The sequence below is a fragment of the Marisediminicola sp. LYQ134 genome (assembly GCF_046599635.1).
Classification (GTDB): Bacteria; Actinomycetota; Actinomycetes; order Actinomycetales; family Microbacteriaceae; genus Marisediminicola.
Window position 1 is genome coordinate 721,156 of the sequence record NZ_JBKIWP010000002.1, and the last position, 14,230, is coordinate 735,385.

A 14,230-nucleotide genomic window follows, 5' to 3' on the forward strand; every position below is an offset into this window, starting at 1 on the left:
GTCGACCCCATGGCAAAACGGATCTACTCGAACGTGACCGAGCTCGTCGGAAACACTCCGCTCGTGCGTATCAACCGTCTCACCGAGGGGCTCGACGCCACCATTCTGGGCAAGCTCGAGTTCTACAACCCCGCCGCGAGCGTGAAAGACCGCATCGGCGTGGCCATCATCGACGCGGCCGAGAAGTCGGGCGAGCTCAAGCCCGGCGGCACCATCGTGGAGGGCACGAGCGGCAACACCGGCATCGCGCTCGCCATGGCGGGTGCGGCCCGCGGCTACAAGGTCGTGATGACGATGCCCGAGACGATGAACAAGGAGCGCCGCACGATCCTCCGCGCCTACGGTGCCGAGATCGTGCTGACCCCCGGAAGCGACGGAATGCGCGGTGCCGTGGAGAAGGCGCAGGAGATCGTCGCGAACACCCCCAACTCGATCTGGGCGAAGCAGTTCGCCAATGCGGCCAACCCGCAGATCCACCGCGAGACCACCGCCGAAGAGATCTGGGCCGACACCGACGGCGACGTCGACATCTTCGTCGCCGGCATCGGCACGGGCGGCACGGTCACGGGCGTCGGCCAGGTGCTCAAGGAGCGCAAGCCCGACGTGCACATCGTCGGCGTCGAGCCTCTCGACTCCCCGCTGCTCACCGAGGGCAAGGCCGGCCCGCACAAGATCATGGGTATCGGGGCGAACTTCGTTCCCGACATCCTCGACCGCGAGGCCTACGACGAGATCATCGACGTGAGCCTCGACGACTCGCTCGACATCGCCCGCCGCCTCGCCACCGAGGAGGGCATCCTCACCGGAATCTCGTCGGGCGCCATCATCTGGGCCGCCATGCAGCTCGCGGCGCGCCCCGAGAACAAGGGCAAGACGATCGTCGCCATCATCTGCGACACCGGTGAGCGCTACCTCTCGAGCGTGCTGTTCGAGAACCTGCAGGACTGACCCCTCCGTGAGTTCGGGTCTCGGCAGCCTCGCGGGGGAGGGGCGGATGTCTGCTCCCCGCCGCCGGCTGTCGTGAGCGTGTTCGCGCGCGCTCGCGAAGACCTGCGGGCCGCGCGCATCCACGATCCGGCGGCGCGCAGCAACCTCGAGGTCGCGCTTACCTATTCGGGTGTGCACGCGGTGTGGTGGTACCGCCTGTCACACAGGCTCTGGCAGCGGCGCGCGTTCTTGCTCGCGCGCGTCGTGTCGCAGCTCGCGCGCTGGGCGACGGGCGTCGAGATCCACCCGGGTGCGGTCATCGGCCGGAGGTTCTTCATCGACCACGGCATGGGTGTCGTCATCGGCGCGACCGCGGAGATCGGTGACGACGTGATGTTCTACCACGGGGTCACCCTCGGCGGCCGGAGCATGCGCGACGTCAAACGCCACCCGACCCTCGGCGACGGCGTGGTCGTGGGGGCGGGCGCGACCATCCTCGGTCCGATCACGGTCGGTTCGCGATCGGTCGTGGGCGCCGGTGCCGTCGTCGTGCGGGACGCCCCCGCCGACTCTACGCTCACCGGGGTTCCCGCCCGCGCGGTGCCGCGAGCGGGAGCGGATGCCGCACCCGACGGTTTCTTCGTCGACCCCGCGATCTACATCTGAGGTTCGGTCGCGGGGGCGGGCGAGCGCGCACCCTGTGCCTCCCCACCACAGCTGCCGCACACATCCGCACCACCGCCCGCTCAGCCCGCACCCGTAGGCTCGATGCGTGGATTACGCCTATCACCGTCTCGCTCGCTCCTGGCCGAAGTACCGCTGGTGGAAGTCGCTCGTCACCGGTGTGATCGGGGTCACGTTCTACGTGATCATGACGTTCGCCATCGTCATCGGTTTCGCTGTCGTCGCGTTCGTCAACCCGAGCGCCTTCGACGGGTTCACCTCGTCGATGACGACCCTCGACCTCGACTTGAGCGACCCCGTCACGTTCACGTTCGCGATCGGGTCGATCGCCGTGATGCTCCCGGCCCTCATCTTCGCGCTGCTCATCATGGGGCCGCGACCGATCGGGCTCGTGTCGTCGGTGGCCGGACGGCTTCGCTGGGGTTGGCTCGCGCGCTGCATCCTCCCCGCGCTCGCGGTCTACGGCGTCGTCTTCGGTGCGTCGTTCGCGATCGACCCGCTGCTCGGGGGTGCTCCCGTGTCGGCGAGCGTCACGTCTGTCGGGCTGCTGCTTCTCGTGCTCGCCCTCGTGCTCGTGCCCCTGCAGGCGACGGCGGAGGAGTACGTGTTTCGCGGATACCTCATGCAGACGATCGGCGGATGGCTCAAGCATCCGGCCTGGGCCATTCTGCTGCCCGTGCCGCTCTTCGCGATCGGTCACGACTACGACATCTGGGGCCTTCTGGATGTCTCGATCTTCGCCGTCTTCGCCGGCTGGCTCACGTGGCGCACCGGCGGGCTCGAGGCCGCGATCGTCGCGCACGTGGTCAACAACACGGCGCTCTTCGCGCTCGGATCGTTCGACCTCATCGACATCAACGCCGCCGACGGGTCGCCGATCGGGCTCGGGATGACGCTCGTGACGATGGTCGGATACTCCGCGCTCGTGCTGTGGCAGGCCAAGAAGACGGGGCTGCAGACCGTGCGGACTGTCGAGGCTGCGCCGGAGCCCGAGCAGTTCGCGTATGCGGGCGGACCGGGGACGGGCGCCGGTGTCGCGCAGCCCGCCTACGGCCCCACCCCTCCCCAGGCGTCACCCGAGCGAGCGGATGCCGCCCCCGACGCCCCTCGGCCGCCGACGTCACCGGCCCCACCTACACTCGGCACATGACCGTTCTGCACGACACTCGTCCGGCGCGCCCCGACGCCGCCGAGGTGCTGCATCGGGTCTTCGGTTACGACGAGTTCCGCGGCAACCAGGCCGAGATCATCAGTCACGTGTCATCCGGTGGCGACGCCCTCGTGCTCATGCCCACGGGCGGCGGCAAGTCGCTGTGCTACCAGATTCCCGCGCTCGTGCGGCCGGGCACCGGCGTCGTCATCTCGCCGCTCATCGCGCTCATGCAAGACCAGGTCGACGCGCTCTCGGCCGTGGGGGTGCGCGCCGCGTTTCTCAACTCGACGCAATCGCCCGAGTCGCGCGCGGCCGTGGAGCAGGCGTATGTCGCGGGCGAACTCGACATGCTCTACCTCGCGCCCGAGCGCCTCCGAGTGCAGTCGACGGCCGCCCTGCTCGACCGCGGCACCATCGCTCTCTTCGCGATCGACGAAGCGCACTGCGTGTCGCAGTGGGGCCACGACTTCCGCCCCGACTACCTGCAACTGTCGATGCTGCACGAGCGCTGGCCCGAGGTGCCGCGCATCGCGCTCACCGCGACGGCCACCGAGCAGACCCACAAAGAGATCGCGTCGCGACTGCAGCTCGGCGACGCGCAGCACTTCGTGGCGAGCTTCGATCGCCCCAACATCCAGTACCGCATCGCCCCCAAGAACTCGCCCCAGCAGCAGTTGCTGCAGCTCGTCCGCAGCGAGCACGACGGCGACGCGGGCATCGTCTACTGCTTGTCGCGCGCCTCCGTCGAGAAGACCGCCGAGTTCCTCGTGGCCAACGGGGTGCCGGCGCTGCCGTACCACGCGGGGTTGCCGGCGCCCGTGCGCGCGATGAATCAGTCGCGCTTCCTGCGCGAAGACGGCGTCGTGATGGTCGCGACGATCGCGTTCGGCATGGGCATCGACAAGCCCGACGTGAGGTTCGTCGCCCACCTCGACCTGCCGAAGAGCGTCGAGGGCTACTACCAGGAGACCGGGCGTGCCGGCCGCGACGGCCTGCCCTCCACAGCGTGGCTCGCCTACGGACTCCAAGACGTCATGCAGCAGCGCCGCATGATCAACGAGTCGGAGGGCGACGACGCCCACCGCCGCAAACTCTCCGCCCACCTCGACGCCATGCTCGCCCTGTGCGAGACGGTCGAATGCAGGCGGATGCAGCTGCTCGCCTACTTCGGCGAGAAATCGACCCCGTGCGGCAACTGCGACACGTGCCTCTCGCCGCCCGAATCGGTCGACGGCACGGTGCCCGCGCAGAAACTCCTCTCGACGATCGTGCGACTGCAGCGCGAACGCAACCAGAAGTTCGGGGCGGGTCAGCTCATCGACATCCTCCTCGGCAACAGCACCCCCCGCGTCGTGCAGAACAAGCACGACGAACTCAGCACGTTCGGCATCGGCACCGAGCTGAGCGAGCAGGAGTGGCGCGGCGTCGTGCGCCAACTGCTCGCGCAAGGGCTGCTCGCCGTCAACAGCGACGGCTACGGCACCCTCGTCATCACTGACGACAGCGCCGCGGTGCTCGCAGGCCAGCGCCCGGTGAAGCTGCGGCGTGAGCCCGAGCGGCAGGCGCGGCGGTCGTCACGCGCGGTGAAGGCGGGGGCCGACCTCGCACCGGCGGCACTGCCCGTGTTCGACAAGCTGCGCGCGTGGCGGGCGACCGAAGCCAAAGAGCAGGGTGTTCCGGCCTACGTCATCTTCCACGACGCGACCCTGCGCGAGATTGCGACCGGCCTGCCGACCACGCTCGCGCAACTCGGAACGATGTCGGGCGTCGGAGAGTCCAAGCTCGAGAAGTACGGCGCGGGCATCCTCGAGGTGCTCGCGGCGGACTGAGCCCCCGGGTCGGTTGCGCGCCCTGCTCGGCGACGAGGCATCGGGTTCAGGCATCGGGTTCAGGCCTCGGGTTCAGCAACCGGTTACGGCGCACCTGCGAGACTCGAGCGGTGACCACGAACGACAGCGACCTCACCACCACCCTCCTCCGTGCCGAGCCCCTACCGGGGCGGCGCGGCATCGTTCTCGGCGGGGGAGGAGTGGCCGGAATCGCGTGGGAAGTCTCGCTCCTCACGACCATCATGGGCAGCGGAGTCGACCTCTCCTCCGCGGATGTCGTGGTCGGCACCTCGGCAGGCTCCGTCGTCGGAGCCGCGCTCCGGTCGGGCGACCTCGAGGGGTGGTTGCGCTCGCGCCTCGCGCCTGCCCGCGCCGGCTCGCATGCCGCCGCCGCTGCGCCCGCGCCGTCTGCTGCACCCGCGCCTACTGCCTCCGATTCGCCCGAGTCATCCGCCCCGCGGGCGACCGCGACCGAACCCACGGTGCCCGACATCGCCCCGTTCGTCGAGGCGATGGCTGCCGCATCCGCGAACCGGGCCGGGGAGCAGGAGTCGCGCGCTCGCCTCGGTGAGCTCGCGCGCACCGTTCCGTCGCGCGCGGGCGACGGCGCTAAAGACGCGGCCCTCGAGAGGTTCGGCGCCCTCCTCTCGTCGCCCGACTGGCCCGCGGCCGAGCTGAGGATCACGGCCGTCGACGCTCTCGACGGCGCGTTCCGGGTGTTCGACCGCTCGAGCGATGCCGAGCTCGTGCGTGCGGTCGCCGCGAGTTGCGCAGTGCCGGGGGTGTTCCCGACGGTCGATGTGCACGGCAGGCCGCACATGGACGGCGGAGTGCGCTCGTCGACGAACGCCGACGTCGCCTCCGATTGCGAGCGCATCCTCGTGATCTCGTGCGGGCCGGAGTGGGCAGACAGCCCGCTCGGCCCGTCCCTGCCGGTCGTCGCCGAGGCGCTCGGCGCGAGTCGCAACGTGCTCGTGATCGAAGCGGATGCCGACAGCCTGCGTGCCTTCGGACCCAACTCGCTCCTCGCGAGCTCCACGGCACCCTCCGTCGAGGCGGGCAGGCGGCAGGGGGCGGCGGTCGCGCAGCGCGTGCGGGAGTTCTGGGGCTGAGGGCGGGGTTGGCGCGCCGGTTCGCTCGGTTCTGCAGTCGCGGAGCTCGCCGCGGTCACTGAGTCGCGCGGCCCCGCAGCACCCGCCTCCTCCCCACGCGTGACGCCACCCGCCTACCCACGCGTCGCCCGGAACACAACCCGTCGCCCTCCGTCGCCGCGCGACCTACCGTGGGGGAACATCGACGTCAGGAGCGCGGGCATGAGCACATGGACGATCAAGGGCGCGACCGTCGTCATCACGGGGGCGTCGAGCGGCATCGGCCGCGGCACGGCCCTCGCGCTCGCCGATCGCGGCGCGAACCTCGTGCTCGCCGCGCGCAGCGACGACGTGCTCGCCGAACTCGCGCGGAGCATCCCGAACGCGATCGCGGTGCCGACCGACGTGACCGACCCCGAGGCGGTCGGTCGCCTCGCCGCGGCGGCGCTCAACAGGTTCGGTTCACTCGACGTGTGGATCAACTGCGCGAGCGTGGGCGCGGCAGGCACCTTCACCGACGTGCCGCTCGACGTCCATCGTCGAGTGATCGAGACGGGGGCGATCGGGGTGCTCAACGGGAGCCACGTCGCCCTGCGCCACTTCGAGAAGGTGGGCGGCGGACGACTGCTCAACGTCGGGTCGGCGGGCGGCAAACTGCCGTTCCCGTTCTTCTCCTCCTACGCCGCATCCAAGTTCGCGGTCGTGGGCCTCGGCCAAGCACTTCTGCAAGAGCTCGAGCAGCGCGGGGTCACGGGCATCGCCGTGTCGACCGTCAACCCCTGGGTCACCGACACCCCGTTCTTCGAGAACGCCGCCAACTACACCGGCAAGACGCTGCGGATGCCGCGACCCGACGACACCGGGCGCGTCGTCGACGCGATCGTGCGCACCCTCCGCAAGCCTGTCCCGTCGGTCGACGTCGGGCCGGCCCGGGGCGCCGCCGTGCTCATGAGGCTGCTGCCCGGAACGGCGAGGCGGTCGACGGCCCTCGTGTCGAAGAGCTACCTCGACTCGTCGCCGGTGCGCGTGCGCCAGACATCCGGCAACGTGCACGAACCGGTCGCGGGGCCGCACGGTGTCGACGGGGTCATGCGTGACCGCGTGAAGAAGGAGAACAGAAACCGCCGCAGGCTGTCGAAGGGGTAGCGGGTCTCGCAGCTCAGCGTTCGTCGTCGCTCTTCTGCGCGGCGGCCTCGGCGTCGGCGGCGCTCGCGGCGTCCGCCCGTTTCGCCGCGGCGTCCATCGCGCGGGCGTGACGGGTTTTGCCTTCGGCGATCATCTCGTCGTCGCCTCGGATGGTGCCGATCGTGTCGGTCACCCGGCCCTTGATGCTCTCGACGATGTCGCCGGCGGTCGGCTCGAGATCGTTGTCGAGGAGTTCGTGTTCCGGATACACGTTCACGCCCGGCCGGTCGTGGTTTTTGAGGGTGTCGCGGGCGTGTTCGACGCACAGCACGGCCACCTCTTCGGCGTGGGCATGCATGACGGAGTGGGCGGCATCCGGTATCTCCCACAGGTGCGAGTCGGGCAGCAGGTCGCCGATGCGTTCGACCCAGTCGCGCGGGGAGACGTAGTCGTGTTCGCCGCGGATCACGAGGGTGCGGGCGCGGATGTCGGCGAACCGGTCTTCGATCGGGTAGCGCATCATGCGCGGCAGGATGCGCGAAAACCACTTGAACCCGCACAGCAGGTAGGCGCTCACGGCGAGGAATTTGACCGCGAACGGCTCTTTGAGGGCGCACCGGAGAAAGCGGACGGCCATGCTCGGGATGTGCCGGTGGCCGGGGTCGACGACAGGGCCGATGAGCACGAGCGTGGTGATGTCGTCGCGTCGCGCCACGAGGTCGCTCACCACCTGGGTGCCCATCGAGTGACCGACAATCACGGGGTCGACGAGGCCCAGTTCGTCGATGACCCTGCCGAGGAGGTCGGCGTACTGCCGGATCGACATGGCCTTGCCGGGGTGTGGCACCCCGCCGAAGCCGGGGAGATCGAGGGCGTGCACGGGGCCGAACTCGTTGAGGTTGGGCGCGAGGCGCTCGAAGTAGGTCGACGAGACCCCGATGCCGGGGACGAGCACGAAGGCGCGGTCACCCGTGTGACCGACGGTGTTCACTCGCGCGTAGACGTCGCCGGTCTCGCTGTAGACGCGGCGCACCTCGACGGTCGTCGATGAACTCGATTTGCGGGGGCGCACGGGAGTCCTTTCGTCGATGGTGTTCGACCGATTCTGTCGCACCGCGAGCGGCGGGCGGTTTTCGCTGCCCCCGCTTCGTCGCTCATCGTCTGTCGGACGGCTAGGCGGTCGGCTGTGCGGGCGACGGTGCGGTCGGCGGTTCGGCCGCGTCGTCGAGGAACACGCGTTTGTAGCTGCGGCCGTCGTCGAGGGTGATGGTTTCGGCGCGGAGGGTGCCGCGGGTGATGCGCAGGTAGACCGCTTGTGCGGTGACGCCGAGGAGGCGCGCCGCGTCGGCGACCGAGTGGCCGGGCAGGTCGGATGGCTTGCTGCTCGGCCGTGCCGCTCGCTTGCGTCCTGCCGCGTGACGCTCGGCGATGTCGGCGTCGGTGCCCTGCCAGCGCCACTTGGCGGCGGCGACTCGGAGGGTCGCGGCAGCCGCGACGTCGTCCCACGTTGCGCCCTGCTCGAGGGCGTCACGCACGCTCGCGATCACCGCGGGCTCACTCTCGAGCGCAGCGGCGAGGGTGCGGATGTCGCGAACGCGGGCGAGGGCGGCGTGCGCGCTCGGCGGCTCGGCGGCGTCCGCGGGCGGGGCGTTCTCCGATTCGGCGAGTCGCTGCAGTGCGTCGCGGGTGGCGGGGTCGAGGAACGGCGGCATCGTGAGAAGGCTATCGGGGGCTCTAGTCGAGGAGCGCCCGCGCGGTGCTTTCGTCGATGATGATGTCGGTCATGAGTCCGGCGGCGAGGGCGCCTTTGAGGGCGAGCAGTTTCGATGTGCCGGAGCTCACGCACACGCGGCGCGCGACTTGCCGGAGGGTGTCGAGGTCGGGGCCGGTGGCGCGGGCGTTGAGGGAGATGTCTCGCCACGAGCCGTCTTCGCGCAGAAAGATGGTCGCGACGTCCCCGACGACGTTCTCTTCTCGCAGCAGTCGCACGTCGTCGTCGTCGAGGTAGCCGCTCGTGTAGACGTGGCTCGGCACGTCGGCGTCGGGGCTCCCGATTCCGAAGAGCGCGATGTCCATCGTCGCTTGCACGCCGAGCACGTAGCGCGTGCTGCGCTCCCGCCACAGCGCCCTCTTGGTGGCCGGGTCGTCGAAGAAGGCGGGCACCGGAAAGTACTGGACGTACGCGCTGTAGGCGTCACCGAATCGGCGCAGGATCTCGCTCGCGTAGACGATGCCCGTCGTGCGCGTGTTGGCGGCGCCGTTGAGCTGCACGATCTGAGCGTTGTGGATGGGTTTGCTCACGAGGTGGCGGCTCATCGCGGTCATCGTCGACCCCCAAGCGATGCCCATCGTCATGTTGGAGTCGATGAACGACCCGAGAATCCGTGCAGCGGAGAGCGCGACCCGCTCGAGCCTGTCGACTTCGCTCGCGTGGTCGGGCACGGGCACGATGTGCGCGGTCACGGTGTATCGGTTCTGGATCTCGTTCTGCAGGTGGGTTATCCCACTCAGCGGCGACTTGATCTGGATGTCCACGAGCCCCGTGGATCGGGCGAAACTGAGCAGGCGCGATACCGACGACCGCGAGGTGTTCAGTTCGCTCGCGATGGCGTCCATCGTGAGGTCTTGCAGGTAGTAGAGGTGTGCGGCGGCGAGAGCGTCGCGGGTCTTGTCGGCGTGGGGGTCGCGGATCGTGTCGGTCATAGCGGCTTTCCTGCACGTATGTGCAGTGCTGTTGAACATTCGTGTACGGGGGTCGAGACTTATTGAGTCACAGCATTCGTGCCAGCGCAACCCGCGCGCTGGTTCGCACCGAACTACTCGGGGTCGACAGCCCCTCGCATCACGAAGAAGGCACCCATGACCACTCCTCCGATGTCGACGCCGTCCGCGTCGACCGCCCCCGACGGCACCCCGGCCACGCGCACGGATGTCGCCCGCATCGCGTCCAACCCGCGTGCATCCGTCGTCATCATCGGTGGCGGTATCAACGGTCTCGCGACCTTCCGCGACCTCGCGCTGCAGGGGGTCGACGTGGTCCTCGTCGAGCGCGGCGACTACGTCTCCGGCGCGTCGTCGGCGTCGTCGCACATGATCCACGGCGGGGTGCGCTACCTCGAGAACGGCGAGTTCCGTCTCGTGCGCGAGTCGGTGCAAGAACGCAACGGTCTGCTGAAGACCGCCCCCCACTACGTGAAGCCACTCCGGACCACGATCCCGATCTTCTCGACCGTGTCTGGCATCGTCGCTGCCCCGCTGCGATTCCTCACGCACAAGGGCGGTTCGACGAAGGAGCGCGGTGCGCTGCTCATCAAGGTCGGCCTCTCGCTCTACGACTCCTTCAGTCGCGACGGCGGCTCGGTTCCCCGCCACCAGTTCCGCGGGCGCAAAGCCTCGCTCGCCGACCTGCCCGCCCTCAACCCCGACGTGAAGTACACCGCCACCTACTTCGACGCCTCCATGCACGACCCCGAGCGCCTCGCGCTCGACGTGCTCCACGACGCTCTCGCCGCCGGCGAGCACGCCCGGAGCGCCAACTACGTCGAGGCTGTCGGCTTCACTCCCGAGGGCGTCGTCGTGCGCGACCGGGTGTCGGGCGCGGAGTTCGCGATCGCCGCCGACGTCGTCGTCAACACGTCCGGGCCGTGGACCGACCTCACCAACGAGGCCCTCGGCATGTCGACGGAGTACATGGGCGGCACCAAGGGGTCGCACATCGTGCTCGACCACCCCGAACTCCTCGCCGAGCTCGACGGGCGCGAACTGTTCTTCGAGAACAACGACGGGCGCATCGTGCTCATCTACCCGCTCAAGGGGCGCGTCATGGTCGGCACGACCGACATCGACGCGGATGTTCGCGAACCGAGCGTGTGCACCGAGGAGGAGGTCGACTACTTCTTCGACCTCGTGAAGCACGTCTTCCCGACCTTCACCCTCGACCGCTCGCAGATCGTCTACCGGTTCGCCGGCATCCGTCCGCTGCCCAAGCACGACGACACCCAGCCGGGCTTCGTCTCGCGGGACTACCGCATCGTGAAGACCCCCATCGAGCAGCGCGCGGGCAGCACCCTCGTGAGTCTCGTCGGCGGCAAGTGGACGACGTTCCGCGCCCTCGCCGAGCACATGACGAACGACGTCCTCGAGCTTCTCGGGCGGTCGCGCACCGTGAGCACCGTCGGTCTCGCGATCGGTGGTGGCAAGGCCTACCCGACGACGGATGCGGCCCGCCGCGTGTGGCTCGCCGACCCGACCGATCGCGTGGGGCGGCTCCGCGCCGAGCAACTGCTCGAGCGCTACGGCACCCGCGCGACCGAGGTCATCGACTACCTCGAGGAGCACGGGGACGTCGCGCTCGCTGCGACGGCGGAGTACTCGCGCACCGAGATCGAGTACCTCGCGACGGCGGAGTCGGTCGCGCACCTCATCGACGTGCTGCTGCGCCGCACGAGCCTCGCGTTCACCGGGAGCGTCACGGCGGAGCTGCTCGAGGAGCTCGGCGATGTCGTCGGGTCTGCCCTCGGCTGGGATGCTCAGGCGCGCTCCCGCGAGGTGGCCGACGCGCGCGCCGAACTCGAGGTCGCGCACGGTGTCGTCTTCGGCGCGCAGTCCGCGCGGCATCACACCGCCTCGGCCTGATCGTCTGACGCGCCGTCGCCGTCGCCCTCGAAGAGATAGTCGTCGGGGGCGACCCAGCGCACCCCGCGCGAATGGCTCACGAGGATGCCGCACAGTCCGAACGATGCGAGGCCCGTGGCCGTGTGCAGAGTCTTCGCCCACGCGACATCCGATGCCGTGAGGGTGGCGTCGGCGTAGCGCTCGATCACGATGATCGTGCCGACCGCGTCGGTCGTCTCGCCCATCTCTCGCAAAAGGGCGGCGAACCGTGCAGCGTCGTCGGGGTCGGGTCGTGCGGGGTGGTCGTCGATGGGGAGCAGGATCGGCAGTTGTCGGGCGGCCTCATCGACGAAGAGGAACCACACCTGCCGGCGCGAGGCGCGCCCGATGAGCGCGGCGATGCGCGACTCGATGAGGGAGTCCGACGTGAGGGGAGCGAGTTCGTCGTCGTAGCGGGGAGGTTTCATGCCGCCATCGTCGTCGCGGTGCGCCGCCCCTTGCCCGCCGCGTGCTGGATCTGCGCACGGAGCGGAAGCGGAGCTGCGTGGGGAGGGTTAGAACCAGACGCTCAAGCGAGGGGCGTCCGACCAGCGGAACATCGCGTCGAGTCGGTCGACCGACCCGGGCCGCAGCTCCTCGATGCGACCGGCGCGCGCGAGCGAGCGAGCGGTGACCCCGCCGAGGTAGATCGAGCCGAGCTCGCCGACGGTGAGCGAGACGGCGGCCGCGTCATCCGGAGCCTCGCCGTCGAGCGGGGTGACCGTGGCGGTGCCGTCGGCCGCGACCTCGAGGAGAACGAGAGCGTCGGCGAACCCGAGGGGGTCGGCGGTGTCGAGAACGAGCCGACCGGGTGCGCTGTAGCGGCGCGCTTCAAGCGTCGCGACGACATCGAGGATGCGCAGCCACAGAAAGTCGCGCTGATCGGCGAGGCGGGTGGCGCGGAAGTCGGAGAGCAGCCACGCGAGGGGCTCGTCGACGGCGCGGAGATCCGCCGTCACCTCCTGCACAAGGTCCATCTCGAGCAGAAAACGCCACAGACCCGCGTAGGCGTCGTCGGTGACCGTGACGAGGTCGTGCACAGTGACCGTGTGCAAGAAGTTGTTCTCATCGGTCTCGGCGAGACTGAACACCGCGAAGCCCTGGGCGGTGCCCTCGGCGTCGTCGTAGCGCACGATGCGCGCCTTCTTCGCGCGGTCGCCCGAGGGCTCGTCGAAGCCGAGCGTGCGCGTCGTCAGGTACTCCCACCGCTCGATGTCCCCCGGCACGGGGTTCTCCTCGCGCGCTCGCGCGATGATCTCGCCGAGCTGATCGCGTGCCGCCTCGCGAGAGAGGAAGTGGATGCGACCGGTCGCTTCGGGCCCCGTCCACGATCCCCGGCGAGGGTCGACCGACCACTTCGCGCTCATCGCCGCGGGGGCGAAACCGTAGCGACCGTAGATCGTCGCCTCCGAGACCGTGAGCATCGCGAGCGGGATGCCGGCTGCCGAGGCGGTGCGCAGCTCCGACTCGAGCATCGCGCGCGCGATCCCCTTGCGACGGTGGGTGGGGGCGACCGTCACGGCGCTGATGGCCCAGCCGTCCACCGATCCGCCCGGAACCGTGAGGTCGCTCACCCACGAGCTCACGGTCGACACGGGTGCGTGCGATTCGGCTGCGGTCTCGTCCCACACCCCCGTCGTGCGGCGGTAGGCGAGACCGGCGCGCTGGGCGGCGAGGCTCTCCGGCGACGGCACACCACCGTGGAAGCCGCGCGAGTCGCTTTCGAGCCAGGTGTCGAACGCCGAGGCATCCGAGGTGTCGACGAGTCCGAGTCGCAATCCGCGTTCGGCGAGGGTCTCGGCCGAGCGGGTGTCGAGGGGTGCGGATGGCGCGTCGAAAGTCATTGCTCCAGGCTAGCCCGGCGGCTCGGGTGGGTTGAGTCGGGGCGGGGTGGCTGCCGGTCGTCAGTGCGGCGCGTGGAAGGCGTCGTCGCCGCGCTTCCAGTACCCCTTGATGATGGTGTGGTCAGCCTCGAGACCCCAACGCTCGAGCAACAGAGCGCGCCCGGCACGCACGATCGACTGCTCCGCCGCGACGAAACCGAACACGTCGCCCTCGGGTCGTTCGTGGGCCGTGATTCCGTCGAGCGCGGCAGCCAACGCGGCGGATTCCCGCCCGTGGTTTCCGCGGTGCACCCACCTCACGTCGACGCCCTCCGGTGCGTCGAGGTCGTGCTCGTGGTCGGAGTCGACGACTTCGACGATGACCTGCCCCACAGCATCGGCGGGCATGAGCCCGATGAAGCGACGGATGGCGGGAATCGCCGTCTCGTCGCCGGCGAGCAACCACGCGTCGGGGCGGCCGTCGACCACGAGGCTGCCGCGGGGGCCGCCGACGACCACCGACGCGCCGAGCGGAGCGGTCGAAGCCCAGGTGCTTCCGACGCCGGTGAGCGAGGCCGGGTCGCACTCGGCCGACGGCGCTGAGTGGCTGTGCACGACGAACTCGAGGTCGAGGGCTCCCGGGGTGTCTGTGGTTTCCGGGGTGTTCGTAGCCGTGCCCAGTTCGCGCGATCCGGGTGGCACGGGTATCGGGGTGTACTCCCTGCTCGGCCAACTCGCCGAGTCGGTCGATTCGGTGGGGAAGAACACGCGAACGTGGTCATCCGAGCCGAGTGTCGTGAATTCGCGGAGGTCCTCACCGACGAGCCGAACACGCACGTAATTCGGTGTGACCCAGACCCGTTCCGTGAGCGTCGCCTCGCGTCGGAGGAGATCGAGAGGCGTGCGAACGAGCTCAAAGGGCATGCGATTCCTTGGATCAGACGG

The 14,230-nt window shown here is 69.6% G+C and carries 13 protein-coding genes; 7 read left to right on the plus strand and 6 right to left on the minus strand.

Annotated elements, in window-relative coordinates:
* Positions 1-9 precede the first annotated feature (9 nt).
* The 6 genes from cysK (at position 10) to ACLHIH_RS12025 (ending at position 6,830) form a co-directional block, all read left to right on the plus strand.
* A complete protein-coding gene (gene cysK / locus ACLHIH_RS12000) occupies positions 10-948 on the plus strand; it encodes a cysteine synthase A (RefSeq protein WP_411317053.1) in 939 nt (312 codons plus the stop codon).
* Positions 949-1,020: 72 nt separating this feature from the next.
* Positions 1,021-1,593 carry a serine O-acetyltransferase EpsC gene (gene epsC / locus ACLHIH_RS12005; protein WP_411317054.1) on the plus strand — a complete coding sequence of 191 codons (573 nt, stop codon included), beginning with the start codon at positions 1,021-1,023 and terminating at the stop codon, positions 1,591-1,593.
* 106 nt (positions 1,594-1,699) lie between these two features.
* A complete protein-coding gene (locus tag ACLHIH_RS12010) occupies positions 1,700-2,761 on the plus strand; it encodes a CPBP family intramembrane glutamic endopeptidase (RefSeq protein WP_411317055.1) in 1,062 nt (353 codons plus the stop codon).
* Positions 2,758-4,593, plus strand: a complete 1,836-nt coding sequence (recQ, locus tag ACLHIH_RS12015) for a DNA helicase RecQ (RefSeq protein ID WP_411317056.1) — start codon at positions 2,758-2,760, stop codon at positions 4,591-4,593. Before ACLHIH_RS12010 ends, recQ begins: the two co-directional genes overlap by 4 nt.
* Positions 4,594-4,703: 110 nt before the next feature.
* On the plus strand, positions 4,704-5,705 hold the full coding sequence (locus tag ACLHIH_RS12020; protein WP_411317057.1) for a patatin-like phospholipase family protein: 1,002 nt from the start codon (positions 4,704-4,706) through the stop codon (positions 5,703-5,705).
* A 201-nt stretch (positions 5,706-5,906) separates the two neighbouring features.
* Positions 5,907-6,830: an SDR family NAD(P)-dependent oxidoreductase gene (locus ACLHIH_RS12025; protein ID WP_411317058.1), complete on the plus strand. Its 924-nt coding sequence runs from the start codon at positions 5,907-5,909 to the stop codon at positions 6,828-6,830.
* A 13-nt stretch (positions 6,831-6,843) separates the two neighbouring features.
* Here ACLHIH_RS12025 and ACLHIH_RS12030 read toward each other — a convergent pair whose 3' ends face one another.
* The 3 genes from ACLHIH_RS12030 to ACLHIH_RS12040 all read right to left on the minus strand — a co-directional run bounded on the left by ACLHIH_RS12030 (position 6,844) and on the right by ACLHIH_RS12040 (position 9,512).
* Positions 6,844-7,881 carry an alpha/beta fold hydrolase gene (locus ACLHIH_RS12030; RefSeq protein WP_411317059.1) on the minus strand — a complete coding sequence of 346 codons (1,038 nt, stop codon included), beginning with the start codon at positions 7,879-7,881 and terminating at the stop codon, positions 6,844-6,846.
* A 100-nt stretch (positions 7,882-7,981) separates the two neighbouring features.
* Positions 7,982-8,521, minus strand: a complete 540-nt coding sequence (locus ACLHIH_RS12035; RefSeq protein WP_411317060.1) for a hypothetical protein — start codon at positions 8,519-8,521, stop codon at positions 7,982-7,984.
* A gap of 22 nt (positions 8,522-8,543) precedes the next feature.
* Positions 8,544-9,512 carry a sugar-binding transcriptional regulator gene (locus ACLHIH_RS12040; RefSeq protein ID WP_411317061.1) on the minus strand — a complete coding sequence of 323 codons (969 nt, stop codon included), beginning with the start codon at positions 9,510-9,512 and terminating at the stop codon, positions 8,544-8,546.
* Between the two features lie 171 nt (positions 9,513-9,683).
* On the opposite strand from ACLHIH_RS12040, the gene ACLHIH_RS12045 reads away from it, so the two are divergent.
* Positions 9,684-11,444: an FAD-dependent oxidoreductase gene (locus tag ACLHIH_RS12045; protein ID WP_411317290.1), complete on the plus strand. Its 1,761-nt coding sequence runs from the start codon at positions 9,684-9,686 to the stop codon at positions 11,442-11,444.
* On the opposite strand, the gene ACLHIH_RS12050 is transcribed toward ACLHIH_RS12045, so the two are convergent.
* From ACLHIH_RS12050 to ACLHIH_RS12060, 3 genes are all read right to left on the minus strand, one after another.
* Positions 11,426-11,890 carry a hypothetical protein gene (locus ACLHIH_RS12050; RefSeq protein ID WP_411317062.1) on the minus strand — a complete coding sequence of 155 codons (465 nt, stop codon included), beginning with the start codon at positions 11,888-11,890 and terminating at the stop codon, positions 11,426-11,428. The two genes, ACLHIH_RS12045 and ACLHIH_RS12050, sit on opposite strands and share 19 nt — an antisense overlap.
* Before the next feature lie 87 nt (positions 11,891-11,977).
* Positions 11,978-13,306 carry a GNAT family N-acetyltransferase gene (locus ACLHIH_RS12055; RefSeq protein ID WP_411317063.1) on the minus strand — a complete coding sequence of 443 codons (1,329 nt, stop codon included), beginning with the start codon at positions 13,304-13,306 and terminating at the stop codon, positions 11,978-11,980.
* A 60-nt stretch (positions 13,307-13,366) separates the two neighbouring features.
* Positions 13,367-14,209, minus strand: coding sequence for a siderophore-interacting protein (locus tag ACLHIH_RS12060; protein WP_411317064.1), 843 nt, complete (start codon positions 14,207-14,209; stop codon positions 13,367-13,369).
* Positions 14,210-14,230: the final 21 nt, after the last annotated feature.